This is a genomic window from Fusibacter sp. JL298sf-3 (assembly GCF_053842995.1).
This window is the reverse complement of the sequence record NZ_CM132608.1, coordinates 3,386,483-3,407,175: the sequence shown is the minus strand read 5'-3', so window position 1 is coordinate 3,407,175 and position 20,693 is coordinate 3,386,483. Positions and strand designations below refer to the sequence as shown.

Genomic DNA, 20,693 nt, shown 5'->3' with positions numbered 1-20,693 from the left:
TCGTTATCCTTTAAGTATACCACAAAAAACCCCCGCTCTCTCGAGCAGGGGAAATTTTTTTTATGAGTTGCTATTGCCTAAAACCACTTTAACTTGAACCCGCGTCTCACCTTTTTGAACAACATCCAGTTCAATGGTATCGCCGGGCTTCATGTCTTTAATATGATCTGTAACATCGTTCATTCCAAAGACTTTTTTGCCGTCGATGCCGACGATTAAATCCGAACGCTGGAGTCCCGCTTTCTGTGCCGGTGACCCCTCGTAAACTTCGACGATCATAACCCCCATCGGGATGTCGTAAAGTGCCGAATCCTGCGTCGATACATCGGTTCCGACGATGCCGATAAACGGTCTGGACACCGAGCCGTTTTCAATAATTTCTTCCACAATCGGCATCATGATGTTGCTTGGAATGGCGAATCCAACGCCTTCAACCCTTTCATTGGCAATCTTTGCAGTATTGATGCCGATGAGTTCACCTTTGCTGTTCACCAAAGCACCGCCGGAATTACCTGGATTAATGGCGGCATCTGTCTGGATATAAGTACCGCTCTGATCGCTTTTAATACTTCTGCCGGTGGCACTGACAAAACCGGCTGTAAGCGTGTTGCTAAAGCCCAGTGGGTTGCCCAGTGCAACAGCGGGATCGCCCACCTTGACGGCATCTGAATCGCCCACGGCAATCGGATTCAGCGTATCCACCAAATCCTTCGGAATGTCAGCTTTTGAAATAGAGACAACCGCCAAATCAGATGGGGTATCGACGCCGATGATTTTCGCGTCTACGACAACACCGTCGGCTACCTCGACGACGAGCTTATCGGCTTTGTCGACAACATGCTGATTGGTGACGATATAGAGCACGTCGCCTTCGTCTTTTATAATAACGCCGGAGCCGCTGCCGCCGGTCGTTTTTTGTACATTGAACCAATCGCGATACGTGGTCTCTTTTGTAATCCCCACAACGGAGGACTTAATGCCTTCGTACACTGTCGAGAACCCCAGCGGACTCACATCAAACGCGTCGGGATTTTCTTGTAGATACGCCACCACAGACTGATTGATGTTCTCCGCTTTGACGTCGCCAATGAGTTTGTCGACACGATTTAAAAGTGCCTCATCCTCAATACCGATTTGACCTCTGTAGTACCCCACCGTATACGTCGAAGCTGAGAGTACCAATACCACAAGTAAACTCACAAAGACGGTTCGAACAGAGAGCTTCCGACCGACGGGAACCGATTGCGCCCCTTTGGCTTCACTGGGTTCCTCAATGTGAATCGTAGTCGATGCCTGCGTTTCATCGACGTCCTCTTCTACAATCAAATCGGGAATATGGGAGCCGTCTTTAAACACCATAGGACCGTGCGGCAACGTTTGGTCATCGTCTTGAGGATTCAAATTGTTTTTGTGTTCATTCACTTCAATCACTCCTTCTTCAAACTGTTTTGATGGTGAGTTTCGGCAGTTCTACACGCAAAATACCATTTTTTAGTGTCGCCTTAATGTTGTCTCGATCGACGTTTTCCACGAGAAAATTGCGTCTAAACATGCCGAAACGCCGTTCTCTGCGAATGTACCCGAGATGGTCTTCTTCGCGCGCCTCTCGCTTGTGCGCCGAAATGCTCAGGTAGTGATCTTCATAGATGATCGATATGTTGTCGATACTAAATCCAGGGAGCTCTGCTTCAACAACAAAGTGGGATTCACTCTCGCGCACATCGACATCAAATGTGTTGATGACGTTGTGGTCACGTTTGCTGCGACAGCTTTCTTTTTCTTCCATAACGTCGTAAAACAATTGATCAAGTGCACTTCTATGCCTTAAGCTGTTATTGTTCTTTAACAAAGCTGATTACCTCCTGTGATAAATCCTAAGGTCGTCGACGCCTATTGCGCCAACGACTTAATACATTTATAATAGTCCCTTTTTTTTAACATATTATGAACGGACAATGATATGATTGTTAAAGTTCTTCTTCGTCTTTTCGCCTGTTTTTAAAAATCTGGGTCGATACAGTGAAAATAAACGCCACACCGATATCGTCGTTGCTGTACACGTCTATTTCCTCGCCGTGCGCCTTGATAATCTCTTTGACGATGGCAAGTCCCAGACCTGAAGATTTCTTCTCCAGTCCCCTGGACGCATCGAGCTTCGTAAAGCGGTCCCAAATAATCTGAAGCTCTTTTTCAGACAGGGTTCGGCCGCTGTTGCTGATGCCCACGTAATACTTGTCTTCTTTCAACTCCGTGCGAATGCTGATGTCGCCGCCGACATCCACAAACTTCGTCGCGTTGTCGAGCAAATTAAATACCACTCGGTGAATAGAAGCGTAATCGCCGTGCGCCATGACGTTATCGTGAGAGAGGTCTAGGGTCAACCGCACTTCCTTTTCCACAATGGTCTGTTCAAAACTGTCGAGGACATTGAGAATCATTTCATTGAGCTCAAAGTCCGTCCGATTGAGCACCAGTGACCCGCCTTCCATTTTTGAAAGATCGAGGAGATCGTTAATCATTTTAATGAGGCGCTCGCTCTCACTTAAAACGATTTTTAAATAGCGTTCATTTTTATCCGGTTCAATTGTACCGTCGAGCATGCCTCGGGTGTACCCCTTGATATTGGTTAACGGTGTCCTGAGGTCGTGCGACAGACTGGATATAAACATCCTCTTGGTTTTTTCCTGTTCGTGAAGCTCATCGGCCATGGCGTTAAAACTCTGCGCGAGGTCGCCGAGCTCATCGCGTCGGTTGATGATAATCTTTTTATCAAAATTGCCCTGTGCAATGTATTTGGCAGCATCGTTAATCACTTCCAGTTCGTGCCCCATCTGTTTGGTGATGAGAAAAATAAGGCTTACCGCCAGAAAGCCCGAGATGGACAAGGAAATGAACACAATAACCGATACTCTTGAAATCGTATCTTCAAGCTCTGGCATCGGGACGTTGATAAACATGGCGTAGTACTTTTCGCCCAGTCTAAACGGGTAGCCCACGCGCAACCTTTTAATGCGATCGGCAGACTGATGGACCTCTCTAGTGACGATGTCTTGATTAAAGACCCGCTTCAAATCGTCCACCAGAAACGGCTGGTCGTCGATGTTAAACACCTCTGTGCTCTCGTCGGTGCTGTACACCTGTCCGTTGTCGGAAAACAACCAGATGTCGGCACCGGTGTAGCCGTCGAGCAAGACAATTTGTTCCTGAAGCGCATTTAAACTCAGATTCTCGAACCGCAAATTAATGGTCCGTTCGTAATTGCTCACCCGTTTGACGATAAGCTCCGTCTCGTTGCTGATAAAATAGTAATCGAGCACAGAGCGCACGCCGATAATAATCAAAATAAATGAAATGATAAAAATCACCATATAGATAAAGGCGAATTTATGAAAAATCTTTTTCATGAAAGCCCCTATTCTAACTTAAACTTATAGCCGACACCCCAGACGGTCTTAATTTCCCAGCCGTTGTCATCGCGATCAAACTTTTCTCTAAGGCGCTTGATATGCACGTCGACGGTACGGGTTTCACCAAAGAAGTCGTAGCCCCAGATTTGGTCGAGCAACTGCTCTCTTGTAAAAACTCTGTTGGGGTGACTGACGAGGTAGTTTAACAACTCGATTTCCTTTGGTGGAAGCTCTAACACGTCGCCAAAATACGTGACGTTGTAGTCGTCCATATTGATGGTGAGGTTTTTCACTGTCACCACATTCTCTTTGCCCTCTGATTCTGTAGGCGCCGTGTTGTTGAAACGCCTAATAACCGCCTTGACCCGTGCGGTCATTTCTTTTGGCTCAAAAGGCTTTGCGATATAGTCGTCGGCACCGAGCTCAAGGCCCAAAACCTTATCAAAAGTCTCGTCCTTTGCCGTCACCATAATCACGGGCAGTTGAGACGTTTTTCGAATTTCTTTAAGTGTGTCGTAGCCGTCCATCCCCGGCATCATAACGTCGAGCATAATGAGGTCTGGAGCCGCCGTTTTAAAAGCTTCTAACCCCTTTTCACCACTTTCAAAGAGCTCCACAGCGTACCCTTCCTTTTTCAAGTACAAACCGATGAGCTCTCTGATGTTTTCATCGTCATCCACAACAAAGATTTTTTTGTTCATAAAAGTCCTCCTTGTAAAACGGCCTCTTATGTAGAGGGTACCGTCGTATATTAAGTCGTCAGCCACCTAGGCGACGCGTAATGAACCCCTGTCTTTTCCCAGCTGAGCTTTGAGACACCGCGGAAAAAAGCCTTTCTCAAACACCGTCTGCTAAAAAAATAAAAAGCATTATGAAATCATAATGCTTTTTATATGCTCTCTATTATTATACATGACCAAAGGCCCAATATCTAGCGCCAGTCATGAATGAAGTTTAAACAATTTGTGTCTAGCCGACTTTCGGCCGGTCACAGGGCTAACGGTTCAAGAACGCCTTATAGCCTTTGTAAGCCATGTAAACGTCTACCTTGCTGACGATTTCGTAAGGGGCGTGCATGCTGAGCACCGGTACGCCACAGTCGACAACTTCAGCATCTGCATTGGCCAAGATGTAAGCGATGGTACCGCCGCCGCCTTGATCAACTTTACCGAGTTCGCCGATTTGCCATACGATATCGTTTTGGTTGAAAATATTTCTCACTTCACCGAGGAACTCTGCATTGGCGTCGTTACAGCCGCCTTTGCCTCTTGCACCTGTGTATTTCACAAGTTGAAGCCCTTTGCCGACGTGAGAAGAGTTGCGCTTTTCATAAGCCGCTGCGTAGTTCGGGTCGTAAGCTGCACCGACGTCTGCCGAAAGCACTTGCGTCTTAGAGATACATCTTCTCAAGTAGATGTCGTTGTACTGTGCCTCTTGAAGGGCGATTAACTCTGCAACGACATTTTCAAAAAAGCGCGAATGCGATCCCGTATTGCCTTGAGAACCGACTTCCTCTTTGTCCATAAACATACCGCAAGCAGTTGTATTGACTTTGTCGAGGTCGAGAACAGCACGTGCGCCTGTGTAAGAGCACACTCTGTCGTCGTGGCCATAAGCCGAAATCATACTTCTGTCGAAGCCGAGGTCTTTTGCCTTACCCGCCGGTACAATTTCAAATTCTGCCGAAAGGAAGTCTTCTTCGCAGAGACCGTACTTTTCGTTTAAGATTTTAAGAACGTGGAGCTTGACTTTGTTTTTCGTTTTGTCGTCGCCATATGGCATATGACCTGCCAACACGTTGAGGCCTTCGCCTTCGATGCCTTCACCGAGTTTTTTAGCGGCTTGGTCTTTGCCGAGATGCGGCAACAAATCTGTAATAGCAAATACCGGATCCGTCTCGTCTTCACCGATGATGATCTCGATTTTCTTACCGTTTTTATCAAAGGCAACGCCGTGAAGCGCTAATGGTAATGCCACCCACTGGTATTTTTTAATACCGCCGTAGTAGTGCGTTTTAAAGAACGCCATGTCGCTGTCTTCATAAAGCGGAAACGGCTTCAGGTCGATTCTAGGGACATCGATGTGCGCGCCGACGATGTTCATACCGTCTTTTAACGGTTTGTCGCCGATGTTGAAAAATACGATGGCCTTGTCGCGGTTCATCGCATACACTTTAGCACCCGCTTCGAGTTTTACAGAACCGTCAATGTACTTCTCAAGGCTTTGGTACCCTTTGGCTTCAGCCATTTTTTGAAGTTCACGTGCACTTTCTCTCTCCGTTTTACCGGCGTCGAGAAACGCCTTGTAGCCTTCACTGAACTCAAAACACGCTTTGGTCTCTTCTTCATTCAATGCTTCCCATGCGTTTTTAAAATCGTAAGTCACTTCTTTTGAAAGTGTTTCGAATTGATTTTCTTTTTCCATGTGGTCCCCCTAAGTCATAAATTTCGGCGTGTTTCTCCGGTGAACAGAGCCAAAACGCCACGCCCAACGCTTTGCTTTGTAGCCAAAGGCTCTTTATTAGTGTAGCGAAATAATTCCGTCAATTCAAGTGAATTAAATTTTTGTAATATTGTTTTTGATGGCAAATAAGGCCGCTTGTGTACGGTCGTTCACCTTTATTTTCTTAAAGATATTCGATACGTGATTTTTTACAGTCTTTTCGCTGATAAACAGCTCTTGACCGATTTCTTTGTTGTTGTACCCTTTAGAAATCAAGCAGATGACTTCGTATTCTCTTCTGGTCAGTCCCGCTATGATTTCCTCTTCCGGCTCGCTGTCTTTGCGCTTATAGGCGCGCACCAAAATGCTCGAAAGCGTCGGATGAATATAGATGTCGCCCTCGACGACTTTGTGGATGGCCTTGACGAGAGAAGAGACATCGGCGTCCTTTAAAACATACCCTTCGGCACCGATGTTAATGGTTTTGATGAGATATTCCGAATCTTCATGTATGGTCAGCATAATGACTTTTGTCTTTGCGTGTTTGGCTTTTACCTGTCTCAAACATTCAATTCCGTTCATATTCGGCATGTTGATGTCCAGTAGCATCACATCGGGCTTGTATACCGCCACTTTTTCAAGGGCGTCTATGCCGTCTTGCGCCACTGCGACTATCTCAATGCCCTCCTCGAGCTCCAAAAGCTTTTTGATGCCTTCCCGAATTAATGCATGATCGTCTGCTATCATCACTTTTATAGATTTCATATTGCCTCCACTATTCATTTGGAATAATAAATTTTAATTGTGTGCCCTTACCCTCTTCCGAATTAATTTCAATAAACCCACTGACGATTTCGATGCGTTCTTTCATGTTGTGAAGGCCGTATCCCCCCGCCTGATCCAAAGTGTCCTTGACGGCAAACCCGACGCCGTCATCTTCGATTTGAATCATGATGTTTTCTTCCTCAATACTGATTTTGATTTTCAGTTTCTTACACTGAGCGTGTTTGAGAACGTTGTTCAGACTCTCTTGTATCACCCTAAAAGCCATGAGGTTAATCAGCGGATTACTCACAGTGGCATTTTCCATCGTAGACAACTGAACCGCAATGCCGGCGGTGTCCTCAATGGTATTCACCATTTTTTTAACGGTGGAAATCAAACCCAAATCGTCTAAGGACATCGGCATCAAATCGTAGATAATCTTGCGGATGTCCTTGAGCGTCATCCGAACCCCTTCCTGCAATTCAGTGACTTCGCGTTTGGCTTTCTCCGGAGAACTGTCCACGATTTTCTTAATGTACTCCGCCTTTAAGACGACGTTGGCAAGCGACTGCGCCGGGCCGTCGTGAATATCTCTCGAAATGCGCTTTTTTTCATTTTCCTGCGCTTCGATAATTCTGAGACCGAGGTCCTTTTTATGTTTAATGTCCTTAATCTGCTCGTGCACACTGCTGTTCAAGTACTCGAGCGCCACGCTCACCTTCATTTCGAGCAACTCCGATTTCTTTAAAACAGCGAGGCTATTTTTCATCAACCGTTCGAGTTCGTTTCGACGGTCGCTGAGCTCTTTCTCTTCTTTGCGCTTAACCGACAGCTCCACAAGCGCGCGCTCGGAAAAGCTGTAGGCGTCTTTGATGTCTTCCTCCGTAAACTCGTCAAAATGATCGTTGATGGTCTTAATCATATTGCGAGCCATTTTGAGCCGAATATCGAGTTTGTCCACTTCGTTGATGACCAAACTGAGATTGGCTTTGACATCAATCCACTCTTGCTCGTAAGAGATATAATCCTGCCGCGCCTGCTCGGAAATTTCAAATATTTCTTTCTTGCCGTCCTCGATTGCACTGGAAGTTTTCTTGACTATGGCGTCGAGTGTCTTCGTGTCTATAAAATTTCTCACGCATCTTCTCCGAAATCATATTTTATGCTTCATTATATCATAAAAGCCCCCTTCCATAAAGAATAGGGGGCTTTTTAGTAAGTGAGTCCTATATGCCTATAGCAAATCTTCTACCAATTCATCCACTTCTTCCGGTGACAACACCTTGTTCAAGTCGACGACGACAATGAGCTCGTCGCGGTAGATGCACACTTCAGAGATGTAGTTGTTGTCCTTTCGGATGGCAACTTTTGGCGGTGGCAATATCGCCGCTTCATCCACCGTCATCGACTGAGACGCATCGTCCACCAAAAAACCGATTTGTACATCGCCGTTGTGAGAGATGATGATGCGTCGGTCTGTAACGTCGTCCTCATTGAGTCGGAAGCGTTTTTTCATATTGACGATGGGGATGATGTCCCCACGCAAATTGAGCAGTCCGTCGACGTAAGCCGGCCCGTTCGGCAAAGGTGTTATAGACGAATAGTCCGTAATTGATGCGATGTGGTTGATACTTGTGGCGTATTTTTCATCGTTTAACTTAAAAACAATGTACTGCTTTTCCGCCATGACGACACCTCCTAGTGCTGTGTTTTATCCTCTACAATTTCAATATTGTCCAGTTGTTGCCTAAAGTTCTTTCTAAACGCAGCCAAATACGCTTTGCGCAGTTCGGCTTGTTCCTTCAACTCTTCATCTGTCAAACCGACAGTTTTTTTCTTCTTCGCCAGTTCGTTGATTCGGTCGAGTTTTTCTTTACCTAACACGGCAGTTCCTTTCTAATTACAAATACCCCTGTTTAAACCTCTAAAACACCTGTTTTAGATTCAACAGCTTTTAAAATGTCATTAGATTTAATTATATCATAAATTTTGTTAAAATCTACATTCATCACACGATCGTCCACGATTTTTTCAACTTTTGAACGCACGACATCGTAAGCGGCTTTCGTCCCCGCCCCCAATGCTTTTTCCTCTGTGAGGTCGATGGCTTGTGCCGCACTTAAAAGCTCTATAGCGATAACGTTTTGAGCGTTAAACAAGATGTCGCGTGCTTTACGCGCCGCAATGGTGCCCATACTCACGTGGTCTTCTTGATTGGCAGAAGACGGGATAGAGTCTACACTCGCCGGATGCGCCAGCACTTTGTTTTCAGAGACCAACGCCGCCGCTGCGTATTGCGCAATCATAAAGCCCGAGTGAAGACCGCCTTTTGTCGTTAAAAATGCCGGCAGACCGCTGAGTTGTGGGTTGACCAAACGCTCGATACGGCGCTCAGACACATTGGCGATTTCTGAAATAGCGATGCCGAGGAAGTCGAACGGCAGTGCCATCGGCTGACCGTGAAAGTTGCCACCGGAGAACGCAACGCCGTCTTCCGGGAAGAGAATCGGGTTGTCAGTAACCGCGTTAATTTCTATTTCAATGCGCTCGATGACATAGTTGAGCGCGTCTTTGCTCGCGCCGTGAATTTGTGGCACACATCTGAGGGTGTAGGCATCTTGTACGCGAACTTCCCCTTGCTTCGTCGTGCGCGCACTGTCTTTGAGAAGCGTCAACATGTTCTGAGCTGTGCGGATTTGACCTGGATGCGGGCGCACCTGATGCAATCTAGGGTCATAAGCGTCGGTAATGCCGTTTAACGCCTCTACAGTAAGTGCGGCGCTGACGTCGGCGAGTTTCACCAGTTGTTTGGCTTCGTAAGCCGCAATCGTTCCCACAGCTGTCATAACCTGAGTACCGTTAATTAAGGCAAGACCCTCTTTTGAAGTCAGTGCAATAGTGGGAATACCCGCTTTTGCCATAGCGTCTTTGCCCGCCATGCGCGCCCCTTGGTAAAATGCTTCGCCAAGTCCCAGCATGACGAGCACCATATGCGAAAGTGGGGCGAGGTCGCCGCTGGCGCCGAGAGAGCCCTTTTCAGGAATAACCGGGTGGACCCCTTTGTTAATCATATTTACAAGCGTTTCAACCGTCTCGAGACGCACGCCGCTGTGCCCTTTAATGAGGTTGTTGATGCGCAGCAACATAATGGCGCGAGACACTTCTTCGTCAAACGGCGTTCCAACACCGCACGAATGGCTGATAATCAAGTTGGTTTGAAGATCTTGGGTCTCGTCTTTTGAGATAACCACATCTGAGAATTTACCGAATCCCGTTGTGATACCGTAAACCACTTTCTTGGCATCGACCAAATCGTCGACAAACTGACGCGCCACCTTTACTTTTTCAATAGCCTCATCTGCAATTTGAACTGTGTGACCGAAGCGAACAACGTCCATAACGCGGTCAATGGTTAAACTTTTTCCATCTAACATCAATGTACTTTGCATAATCAAATCCCCTTTTTTATTATTTTTATAACCCATCATATCTTATTGGCGTCTATTTTTAGTCTTTGAAAGCCCCTGTTTCTTCGGGCGTATCAAAGCCTTCTCGTGAAAGCCGATCAGATCTCGTCTACCCGCCACAGTCAGGGCTTCGTAAACCAAATCGTAGTTCTTGGGGTTTTTAAACTGGAGCAACGCCCGTTGCATGGCCTTTTCCTTTTTGGTTTTCGGCACGTAGACCGGTTTCATCGTCCGCGGGTCTAGACCGGTGTAATACATACAAGTGCTCAACGTTCCAGGGGTTGGGTAAAAGTCCTGTACCTGCTCGGGCGTATACCCGATATCCCTGAGGTACTCGGCGAGCTTTATAGCCGATTTAAGGGTGCTCCCCGGATGCGAACTCATCAAATACGGGATAATGTACTGTTCCTTACCGAGTTTCTCATTTATGCTGTCGAATTTTTTGACAAAATCACCGTAGAGCTTGCCGCTGGGTTTGCCCATGTAGTCGAGTACCGTCTCATCGATGTGCTCAGGCGCCACTTTCAGCTGACCGCTGACGTGATGAGCGCAAAGCGCTGTGAAAAAGGCGTCATCTGAATCGTGCATCAAATAGTCGTAGCGGATGCCGCTCCTGATAAAGACCTTCTTGATGCCGTCGATTTGACGCACTTTGGTCAGGAGTTCGAGGTAATCGGTATGGTCGACGTCGAGTTCGCTACACGGTGCCGGTGACAGGCACTGCTTCTTCTTACAGCTGCCGCGTTTGAGCTGATGCGCACACGCAGGCTGTCTGAAGTTTGCCGTAGGCCCGCCGATATCGTGAATGTACCCTTTAAAGTCTGCGTCGTCTACAATGCGCTGCGCCTCTCTCAAAATAGAATCGTGCGACCGAGAGTGGATAATCCGCCCTTGATGAAATGCCAGGGCACAAAACGAACAGCTGCCGAAGCACCCGCGTTCAGAAATGATGCTGAGTTTGACCTCTGCAATAGCCGGCACGCCCACGGCGGCATCTTTCGGGTGAACAGCTCGTTGATACCCTAGCTCAAACACCCAGTCGAGCGCTTCGCGTTCAAGAGGCATCGCCGGCGGGTTCTGCACGAGGTAGCGATTGCCGTGCGGCTGAACCAACGTCTTGCCGCGAATCGGATCCTGTTCCTCGTACTGGACGTTGAACGCCTTGGCGTAAGCGTCTTTGTCGGAAGACACGGCTTCATAGCCGTCGATAAGCACGTAATCGTACAGCGTTTCAAGTGACGACGTCATATAACACGTTCCCGGTACATGGTGAATGTACGCTACGTCAATCCCGCTGTTCAAGTAGTCTGCAATTTCCTTTACAGGGGTCTCACCCATGCCGTAAATCAACAAGTCCGCACCACTGTCCTCTAAAATCGAACGCCGTACCGCGTCTTCCCAGTAGTCGTAATGGGCGAAGCGCCTCAGCGACGCTTCAATACCTCCGAGAATAATCGGCTTGTGCTTGTAGCGCTGACGGATGAGGTTCGTGTAAACGAGGCTTGCGCGGTCCGGTCGTTTGCCCATGACGCCACCTGGGGTGTACGCATCCGTCGTGCGCCTCTTTTTGGAGACGTAATAGTGGTTGACCATAGAGTCCATGTTGCCGGCACTAACCAAGAAGCCCAATCTCGGCTCCCCGAAGACGTCGATGCTGTCCGGCGTCTTCCAATCCGGTTGAGAAATAATCCCCACGGTGTAACCCGCGTCTAAAAGTGTCCGCGCAATTACTACGGGGCCGAAGCTCGGGTGGTCCACATAGGCATCGCCTGTAACGAGGACGAAATCCACGCCGTCCCACCCCAGTTTCGTTAAATCTTCCATACAAATCGGAAGAAAATCGTTGAGTATCATAGTGTTCCTTTCTAACTTTCCAGTAAAATCCTCTTGACAATAGGATTGAGTGTTTCTACAAAATTGTAATTGCTAAAATCGAATTCTTTATCGGTGATGCGTACGGCAATGGCCATAAAAGCCGCCCCTTCTTCCACATCTAGATGAATAACAATGTAGGACTTCCAGTCGGGCAAGCCCTCTCGCGTCTGCTTCTCTCCCCAGTCGATAAAGAAAGAACTCGACGTCGCCTTGCTGAACTTCTTCACAAGGCGGTCGCTGAGCACTTGACGCCGCTCGAGTTTATCGCGTCCCTTGCGCTTGGAAAGCGCTTCAATGACCTCGCCGGTCGCCGATGTGCGGATATACTGAATGGCCTCTCCTTCGGTAATATCGAGAATGGAGACAAACATGTTGAGTACGCGCTCCGTTTTCGGCACATGCCCTTTGAGCTGATTGACGACGTCGAGCATCGCTTGAACATTTCGCGTGTCCGCCGAAATATTGCCGGTGAGGATGCCCGTTAACTTGTCGTAACGGTGTCCTTCTTTTATGAGGTGCTCGTCCCAGCTCGTCGATTGGTTTCTACCGTTGTTTTTAGAGTAGTAAAGCGCTTGGTCGGCCTTTTCAATCAACTCGTCTTCGTTGCTGCCGTCTTTTGGATAAGTGGAGACGCCGATACTCACTGTGAGCTTTTTACCGTCGCCCAAAAGTTTGCGTTCTTCAACGCGTACACGGATTTTTTCCGCCACTTTGTAGGCCTCTTTGGCATGCGTCTCCGGCAACAAGACGATAAACTCTTCGCCGCCGTAACGCGCCACATAGTCTGAACTTCTTACAGAATTTTTTAAGATGTCGCCGAGATGCGTCAGTATCTCATCGCCCTTTCTGTGGCCGTAGGTGTCGTTGACATTTTTAAACTTGTCGATATCGAGCATCATTACCGACAAGCTGTCGTTGTTTTGTCGCGCCACACTGAGTTGAACCGCAAACTGCTGTTCAATATACTTTCTCAAATAAACCCCTGTGAGTTTATCAATAGCGGAAACCCGCTTTAAGTTGTAGTTGTCTATAAACACGTAAAACAGGTTCATAAACCGCTTGGCCTTTTCCAAAACGTCGTCGTTGAGCCGGTGGACGACGCTAAACGACTCGAGCAACACATACCCCGCAATTTTCTTCTTGAGAATCAGCAGGTCTTCTCGACGCTGAGTCCCCGACGGTACGGTCTCTTGCTCGTAAACCGGTATGAACAGCAATCCTTTTTGCTGTTCGTTTAACAACTTCACACTGGTCAACGGATTCAGTCTGGAGATGTAGTACCCGTCCATATCGTTTCCGACGTTGTTAATCAGCCTCGGCAAGTCGCGGTAGGGCTCCCCGTCACCAATGACGACGCTCTCGCTGACAAAATCGTTTTCGTCTAAAATGTAAACCGTTCCCCGGTCAGAAAACGTCAACTGTGTCAAATAGCTCAAAATCAATTTGAGGTTGCGGATCTCATCTTTTTTGAGATTTTGAATCAAATCAGTGGCCGACACAAAACGGTTCTCAAAAATCATCGGGCGCTTTTCTACAATCATGCGTTCAAAGCGCGGGTGACGGTAGAGCGCGTCGAGTCCCGAGAGGTCGAAGTACATTTCAAGAGACGGCACGTGTTCCACAATGCCGTCACAATGCGGCATCGATTCCGCCTCGACAATTGATGCCACAATTTTATTGATATGGTCTTTAATGCGAATTTTGTTGTCGTCGTGCAAAATGTACGAATCTTTATAGACTTGAGAGACGCGCATGGAGAGCTGAAAAATGATATCCAGTGCCATTAAATTGTATTTTAACGCGTTGTACAAATCCCCTTTGACACAAAAGAGATCGGCGATAATGTGATACGTGCGCCACATCATCTCGTTGGATGCGCCCTCCATATCTTTGAGGACCATCAGCATGCGCTCCACGGGGTATTCTGAAAAACACGCGTCTACGATTTCCCGTTTGACGCGAACCGTTTTGGTGTTGTAAAGCGGAATGAGCAAATCGTCGAGACGCGCCACCCCCGCCACCGACAGATAGTCTTTGTCGGCGAGCTTGTCGTACATCATTTCGAGCAAAAACATGCGCATGTGCTTGGCCAACAAGGGCTTTTCAATCTGTTTGACAAACGCCGAGAGCTCAGACAAATCGAAATGGTCACAAGTGTTGTCTTTTTTGCTCTGCAAATAAGCAATTCTAAAGTCAAAGACCTTTAAACGGTAAGACTTGTACGAGTCGTCGGTGTGAAGCTCCGGCGCGTCGGCACGCCACTTGATCAAGGACACATGGGCGTTCATGGCCATGAAGTAATCGAAGTGCAGGAAGTAGTAGTCGATGGCATTGCCTCTTCCGCTCAACACAGACGCGTGCTCGTGTTCCAGACGCGCCATGAGAATATGCGCTTTCGAGTAATTTTCATTTCCGATGTAGCTGGCACACAAGTTGAGCAGTGCTTGAAGCATCATGGCGCGATCGCCAATGCGTTCAGCCACTTGATTGGCCTGTTCGTAATAGCGTATCGCCATCTCGTGTCGTTCTTCCGCCTGATATGTTTCACCGAGGTTGCTCAGCTGTGTGGGCATGTTCATCGAATCGCTAATGCTTTGGGACAGGTGATGCGCTTTCCTAAAGTATTCGCGGGCCATAATAAAGTCGCCGAACCCCTCGTAATGAACGGCGCCGATATTGTTAAATGCGCGAACGGTAAACTCGTCTTTTTGCACGGACTGAAAAGCTTCGAGGCTTTCAGAAAACGCCTCTAGGGCCTGCGCGTATTTCGCCTGATGCAAGTAGTGAATCCCTTTTTCATTGAGGAAGAGGCCGATGTAAAACGGGCTCTCAAGTTCACAGGCCATATCGTAGCCTTCAGCGTATTTAAAAAAGTGCTCTTCGTAATTGCCAACTGCCGCAAGACATTTGCACATGACAAATATCGCCTGTGTTTGACCGGCTTTGTAGTCGATCTGCGCCGACGCCAATGCCGTTTTCTCAAGCAACTTCATAGCGCCGGTATAATCGCTTTTGTAATAGAGGACATAGGCTTTTTCCGTAATGATGTCGATATAGGCGGGCTTTTGAAAGTTTTCATAAGAGGCCATATCGCCCACAACGCGAGCGGCGGTTTCAAGGCGCCCCGATTTAATCAATTGCTGAATCAACAACAGAGCGTACTCCAGTACGTGGTCTTCCCGATTGAGGCGCTTGTAAAGCTCAATCCCCTTTTCCATCAACTCAGAGGACTTGGGGTAGTTAAACTGATGGGCATAGCGTTTAGAATACGTGATACAGTACTGCGCCGCCTTCTCCAGTCGGCCGCAGTTGATGCAATAGTCGACGATGCTCTCGGTAATGATGCCGCGCTCGATAAAAAGCTTTTCGTAGTAGCCCGTCAGCTTTTCATAAAGGCCGACCCGCGCATCGGCCGCCACCAAATTGACAAAGTACTTGCGCAGTTCATTTGAAAAAAAGACGAACACGTACTCCACATCACTGATGCGCTTGTTCAAAAGCTTCTCGCTTTCCATCTCTGTTAGGAAGTGATAAGCAGTCTCTTCATCGACTTCGCCGTACTTTACCACCAACTCGAAATTAAACGAATGGGTAATCACCGACAGCTTTTTTAAGAGGTCCACATAGGGTTCTTTTAAGGACTTTAGCATGACGTCGTATTGAAAATCGCGCTTTTCCACGTGGTCAAAACTAAATTGATCGTCGATGCGCTCGAGGTTCCAGTCCATCTTTTCACGATCGAAGAAAATCACCTTATCCTGCCAGAGTTGCCTGAGAAGTGTCTCTATTTTGCTCACCTTCCCCTGACTTTCAAGCATGAGTTTATGGGTGAGATGATAGGGAATCGCCTTGCACCCTAAAGCCGTTTTTACCAGCGCCCCGGTCTCTTCCAGTGTAAGTGACGGCAGTTTAATAGTCTTTACTCTGCCGCCGAGGTTGAGATGCTCCAGTTGCCACTGGTTGCACGAAAACAGCAAAAAGTAGTTGGACGCCTCTTTGCCCGACATGAGCATTTCGTAAAAAACGCGTTCTTTCGAGTGAATGCGACCGACTTCATCGACGATAATAACGGTAAAGTTAGACGCGGTGTACTCGATAAAAAAGTTGTAGATGCGGTTGAGAATTCTAAGGTAGTCCTTCTCAGTGTCGATGACCTCCGTCTGTTTAATGTTCCAGTGGTCGGCGAGCTCCGGCGACAAACTGATGAGTTCCTGACCGTATTTCTGAATCAACACTGGGGAAACATCGTCTTTCTTTTGAATGTGTGCAAGTATTTTTCGCGCTGTGAGGTACGGGTTCTCCGCCACCGCATCAATTCGGATAAAAATACAATCAAAGCGATTGAATTTAGAGATTTGCGCCATTTCTTTCAGCAAACGGGTCTTGCCCGTACCGCTGTCCCCCTTGATAATCACCGCATCAAAATCCCCGGTCTTCTTATGCTTGGATTCAATGTAGTCGCGCACCTCTGAAACAATGGCATCGCGCCCGGCGATTTTGGTGTGCCGGTGAATTTTATCGTAATAGATGTAATCGTAGTGGTCGACTTCTGTCCAGATGAGGCCGCTCATCTTCTTAATAAAAGCGCCGATATTCTGGAACCGCTCTTCTCTTATGGCACTGGTCGCTTTAGCAATAAACAAATGAATATCGTTGGACGCATCGGTGTGAATCACTTCTTTGATGTTCCTGTAGTAATGGTCTATCTGATAGTAAATATAAAAAAAGACCGTGCCGAGCGAATAGATGTCCACCGTCTCGTCGATTTCTTCTCCCCACAAGATTTCAGGTGCGAGAAAATGATTGAACCGCTCGTAATCGGCGTTGTAGTAGTAGTCGTTGATGCCGTTGCCAGCCACGTCTTTGAGCTTTACCAAGACGCGTTTATCTTTGCGGAGAATAATCATTTGATCGAAGTTCAAGTACTTGTATATAATCCCTCTAAAATGGAGGTAGCGTAGCGCCTTGCACAGGCCCACCAACACCGTGTTGATTTCGGACTTGCCCAGTTCAAGATAAGACACGCGCTCTTCTTCCTCCCAGTGTTCATAGGTATAGAAATACTGTTTACGGCTAACGGGACTGCTGTTGATGGTTCTTATGGTTTGAAACTCATAAACGGTTAATATGTTTTCATGGGACATATTCTTAAGTACGATGAACTCTTCTTCCATGTTTTTTACAAATTGGGAATTGGACATCTCCGCATCAAAAATACGCATGCGTTTCTGCTGCTTGTTTTTATCGAGGTCTACGACAAGATATTCAATTTCATTGTTGCCTCTCGACAGCAACTTGACCACTTCGTACCGATCGTTTATCGTTTTCAACCGCTTACCCTCCTAGCATCTTGTGAGACGATGTGTTACAGTTCGACTTTGGCGTTGAATATTTCAAAACTCTTATCGATGTTTTCAATAACTTTTGGATCCAGTTCTTCTAGGATGTCTTCAATATACTTGCGTCTGTTGTCCATAACGCGCGCGAGAAGTTCATGGCCCTTTGGCAATACTTCCACGCGAACAATTCGTCTATCCGATTCGTCTTTTACGCGTTTGACGAGGTCGTTGCGCTCCATGCGGTCGAGTAAATCCGTCACTGTACTGCATGCGAGAAACATACGACTGCTCAACTCGCCGATGGTTAAGCGCTCTTGAAAAATCAAGTGTTGAAGCGCTTCAAACTGCGGTGGCGTAATGTCGACATCGTTTAAAATCTCACGCCCTTTCTTTTTAATCTTATAGCAGACACGGCGTAAATTTTCTTCTATTCTAACAGTACGTTCTTGCATAATAACCTCCAAATTTATCATTTCTAATAACTTAAACAATTAACTGCCGGCATTCTGGGTAGGAATCCCCTAGTCTAACTATAGACCACCGACACTAACTTTGTACAGTGCGCTTTCTTCTATTTTACAATAAGAAAGATAATTAGGTAAACTAATTTTTGTGTTTCGTTGATATTTTCAAAAAAAAGTGGTACAATATATTAAGTTTTCATTACAGAAAACTCACATTTCTCAATATTCACATAACATTTTACATATATTTATGGAGGGGTTATGAATCGCTTAAAATCTTTTTTTAAAAATCATAAGGTGACGCTTATGATTATTCCCACTGCCGACAAATCGATTAAGCAAATGCGCTTAAACTTCGGCATCGCTATTGTCACTTTGGCGGTACTCGCCGTCTTTAACATCGGTCTGCTAAGTGCTACCATTTACAAGTCTGAACAGACGCGGGTGCTCTCATCAGAAAATACCGAGCTGGAAGAAAATCTAACGCTGACCAACGATAAAATCAACACCCTAGTCAACATAAACGCCAGTCGGGCATCAGAAATTGAACAGCTTAAAGCGACATTAGATGAATCGGGTGTGTTTTTAGAAACCCGTCTCGAAGAAATGGACGAGGCGCGCACCTACATCGCCCAACTCGTGGATATTTTCAACGAGCAAACCGATTCAGAGCTGAAGGCACCGGTGAGCCGATCGTCTGCAAGAGCGGCTTACAATGACGAAAACACCACTCTTGAAACCGATGCTGAGAGCGCCGTGCTCTTTGGTGAAATCGAAAGCCTCACTGCACTTGACGAAATTGAAAAAGCGCTGGGAGACGACTCTGAGACCTACAGCACCCTTGTAGAAGACCTCGAGGAACGCATCGGCTATCTGGAAAGACGCCCTGACTTCTATCCGACTTCCGGTAGACTGACTTCAGGCTTCGGCTATCGCAGCGACCCGATTACCGGGCGTACGAGTATGCACAACGGCATCGACCTCAGCAATCAGTCGGGAACGCCGATCTACGCCGCCGGCACAGGTGTCGTCACCTATTCCAACTACAACGGCAACTTCGGAAACGTCATCATCATCGACCACGGGAACGGCTACGAAACCGTCTATGCCCACTGCAAAGCTTTTAGTGTGAAAGCCGGAGACGCTGTGACAAAAGGCGATCTCATTGCCGCCACAGGCAGAAGTGGCAGGACAACCGGCACCCATCTTCATTTTGAAATTCGTTACCACGGCACACCACTTAATCCGCTCACCATTCTCAACAAATAAATTTAAGGAGGCTTACACGATGTTTCAAAAGAAGGACATTGAAATGAATTTCGATATTATCATCGGTCCGAACTCTACTGTCAAAGGCGACTTAGAAAGCGACGGCAGCATACGTATTGACGGGGTTATACTGGGTGATATCAGTTCCAAAGGCAACATCATCATCAGCGAGCAGGCAAAGGTCACCGGCAATGTCGCTTGTCTCAGTACGGAGATCTACGGCGTCTGTAAAGGCAACGTCAGCGTACAAGGCCGCGTCAATCTTCATGAAAACGCCTCTCTCGACGGCGACGTCATCGCCAGGAGCTTTAATACGAAAGAAGGTGCCCATTTCACAGGGAACTGTACCATCGACTCGCAAGACGCCGAAGAACCACGTCTCATTAGTCTCTCTAAAGAAAAAGAGGACGCTTCTGATCAAAAGCAAGCTTAACGGCTGCTACATAGAACTGTATAATAAAAAGCCCTCGGCCAATTACAGCTTGAGCTGTCACCGCCATAGGGCTTTTAATCTGTCCATTTTAAAAACGAAAGCACCCAAAATGCCGTCGCCCATAAATTTCACACCACACCTTCTCCAGGTGGGTGGACTATCCCCTACTTCTGACGTCTTCTCTGAGGAAGCTTGCCATCCATAGCGGAACACGTTCTCCCGAAATATCATCAGTGGTAAAATTTACAAAAGCAACCAACACTTCAGGCACTTGGTTTATGCTTAGTATACTATAACTGACTTCAATTTTCAATGCCTTGACGCAATTTTAATTGCGTTAAGACCTTTTCAAAGTCTTTTGGCGTCGGTGCCGAGCATTTTAACCACGCCTGTTCTCTAGGCGGTTTAATGCGCATCGACTGACAATGAAGGGCTTGACGGTCGATGAGGTCCGAGGCGTCACCGTACAGCGCGTCGCCTAAAATAGGATGCCCTATGTGCGACAGATGTACGCGAATTTGATGCGTCCGTCCCGTTTCAAGCTTAATGCGCAAATGGGTGTGTGCGTCGTATCGCTCAATGACTTGGTAGTGTGTCACCGACGGCAGCCCCTCTGGAATCACCGCGCGTTTGATAGCGTCTTCGTGTGCGCGGTCGATGGGCAAATCGATGGTGCCTTCATCCTGTGTCAGCACACCGCAAACAATCGCCTCATAGTATTTTTCCACGAGGTCAGCCTTCATTTGATTGGAGACGATTTGCTGTGCGTAGCCGTTTTTGGCAATGAGCAAGACACCGGAGGTGTCTCGGTCCAGTCGGTTAATAAAGCGAATTTTATAGTCGTCACCACGCGCGCGTTGGTAGTGTGAGACGCCGTTTGCAAGTGTTCCAAAAGGGTGTCCTTTGGTAGGGTGAACCACTAAAAAAGGCGGTTTGTCCACGACGAGGAGATCGCCGTCTTCATACAGCACACCGAACGCTATGGCTTCCGGTTCAAAGGTATTGTCGTCGTGTTCCAATAAAATCGAAATAATGTCGCCCTCGCGTACCAGTCGGTTAACAGACCCCCAGTGGCCGTTGAGCAACACCGCTTTGTTGTTCTTACACGTTCTGAAAAGACGGCTGGAAACTGCCATATAGCGTATGACGACATCGATGACTTTAAGCCCCGCCGCCGCGCTCTCGACACAGTAATCCAGACGTCTCGTTTCTCTATTTACAAACATATGACT

The 20,693-nt window shown here is 47.2% G+C and carries 16 protein-coding genes and 1 other RNA gene; 2 read left to right on the top strand and 15 right to left on the bottom strand.

Features of this window, described 5'->3' with window-relative positions; all coding sequences use genetic code 11:
* Positions 1–60: 60 nt before the first annotated feature.
* The 13 genes from ACR6HW_RS16230 to ACR6HW_RS16170 all read right to left on the bottom strand — a co-directional run bounded on the left by ACR6HW_RS16230 (position 61) and on the right by ACR6HW_RS16170 (position 17,747).
* The gene (locus tag ACR6HW_RS16230; protein WP_455728735.1) at positions 61–1,422 is read right to left on the bottom strand and encodes a S1C family serine protease; all 1,362 of its coding nucleotides are present in this window, start codon (positions 1,420–1,422) and stop codon (positions 61–63) included.
* Between the two features lie 16 nt (positions 1,423–1,438).
* The gene (locus ACR6HW_RS16225; RefSeq protein WP_455728734.1) at positions 1,439–1,849 is read right to left on the bottom strand and encodes an Hsp20/alpha crystallin family protein; all 411 of its coding nucleotides are present in this window, start codon (positions 1,847–1,849) and stop codon (positions 1,439–1,441) included.
* A gap of 118 nt (positions 1,850–1,967) precedes the next feature.
* Positions 1,968–3,404 (bottom strand): sensor histidine kinase, encoded by a 1,437-nt coding sequence (locus tag ACR6HW_RS16220; RefSeq protein ID WP_455728733.1) that lies wholly within the window; start codon positions 3,402–3,404, stop codon positions 1,968–1,970.
* Positions 3,405–3,412: 8 nt separating this feature from the next.
* Positions 3,413–4,108 carry a response regulator gene (locus tag ACR6HW_RS16215; protein WP_455728732.1) on the bottom strand — a complete coding sequence of 232 codons (696 nt, stop codon included), beginning with the start codon at positions 4,106–4,108 and terminating at the stop codon, positions 3,413–3,415.
* A 295-nt stretch (positions 4,109–4,403) separates the two neighbouring features.
* Positions 4,404–5,831 (bottom strand): aminopeptidase, encoded by a 1,428-nt coding sequence (locus tag ACR6HW_RS16210; RefSeq protein ID WP_455728731.1) that lies wholly within the window; start codon positions 5,829–5,831, stop codon positions 4,404–4,406.
* Between the two features lie 132 nt (positions 5,832–5,963).
* On the bottom strand, positions 5,964–6,614 hold the full coding sequence (locus ACR6HW_RS16205; RefSeq protein WP_455728730.1) for a response regulator: 651 nt from the start codon (positions 6,612–6,614) through the stop codon (positions 5,964–5,966).
* Positions 6,615–6,624: 10 nt separating this feature from the next.
* Positions 6,625–7,752 (bottom strand): sensor histidine kinase, encoded by a 1,128-nt coding sequence (locus tag ACR6HW_RS16200; protein ID WP_455728729.1) that lies wholly within the window; start codon positions 7,750–7,752, stop codon positions 6,625–6,627.
* Positions 7,753–7,848: 96 nt separating this feature from the next.
* Positions 7,849–8,301, bottom strand: coding sequence for a chemotaxis protein CheW (locus tag ACR6HW_RS16195; RefSeq protein WP_455728728.1), 453 nt, complete (start codon positions 8,299–8,301; stop codon positions 7,849–7,851).
* Between the two features lie 11 nt (positions 8,302–8,312).
* Positions 8,313–8,498 carry a DUF896 domain-containing protein gene (locus ACR6HW_RS16190; RefSeq protein ID WP_455728727.1) on the bottom strand — a complete coding sequence of 62 codons (186 nt, stop codon included), beginning with the start codon at positions 8,496–8,498 and terminating at the stop codon, positions 8,313–8,315.
* A gap of 32 nt (positions 8,499–8,530) precedes the next feature.
* On the bottom strand, positions 8,531–10,063 hold the full coding sequence (gene hutH / locus ACR6HW_RS16185; RefSeq protein ID WP_455728726.1) for a histidine ammonia-lyase: 1,533 nt from the start codon (positions 10,061–10,063) through the stop codon (positions 8,531–8,533).
* Positions 10,064–10,105: 42 nt separating this feature from the next.
* Positions 10,106–11,935: a YgiQ family radical SAM protein gene (locus ACR6HW_RS16180; RefSeq protein ID WP_455728725.1), complete on the bottom strand. Its 1,830-nt coding sequence runs from the start codon at positions 11,933–11,935 to the stop codon at positions 10,106–10,108.
* A gap of 11 nt (positions 11,936–11,946) precedes the next feature.
* Positions 11,947–17,286, bottom strand: coding sequence for a diguanylate cyclase (locus ACR6HW_RS16175; protein WP_455728724.1), 5,340 nt, complete (start codon positions 17,284–17,286; stop codon positions 11,947–11,949).
* Between the two features lie 35 nt (positions 17,287–17,321).
* Complete coding sequence (locus ACR6HW_RS16170) at positions 17,322–17,747, bottom strand: MarR family winged helix-turn-helix transcriptional regulator (RefSeq protein WP_455728723.1); 426 nt, start codon at positions 17,745–17,747, stop codon at positions 17,322–17,324.
* A 273-nt stretch (positions 17,748–18,020) separates the two neighbouring features.
* On the opposite strand from ACR6HW_RS16170, the gene ACR6HW_RS16165 reads away from it, so the two are divergent.
* Together ACR6HW_RS16165 and ACR6HW_RS16160 are read left to right on the top strand one after the other, a co-directional pair.
* Positions 18,021–19,028 carry a M23 family metallopeptidase gene (locus ACR6HW_RS16165; protein WP_455728722.1) on the top strand — a complete coding sequence of 336 codons (1,008 nt, stop codon included), beginning with the start codon at positions 18,021–18,023 and terminating at the stop codon, positions 19,026–19,028.
* A gap of 19 nt (positions 19,029–19,047) precedes the next feature.
* Positions 19,048–19,461, top strand: coding sequence for a bactofilin family protein (locus ACR6HW_RS16160; protein WP_455728721.1), 414 nt, complete (start codon positions 19,048–19,050; stop codon positions 19,459–19,461).
* A gap of 97 nt (positions 19,462–19,558) precedes the next feature.
* Here ACR6HW_RS16160 and ssrS read toward each other — a convergent pair.
* Positions 19,559–19,734, bottom strand: a non-coding RNA gene (gene ssrS / locus ACR6HW_RS16155) — 6S RNA.
* A 29-nt stretch (positions 19,735–19,763) separates the two neighbouring features.
* Positions 19,764–20,687 (bottom strand): RluA family pseudouridine synthase, encoded by a 924-nt coding sequence (locus tag ACR6HW_RS16150; RefSeq protein ID WP_455728720.1) that lies wholly within the window; start codon positions 20,685–20,687, stop codon positions 19,764–19,766.
* Positions 20,688–20,693: the final 6 nt, after the last annotated feature.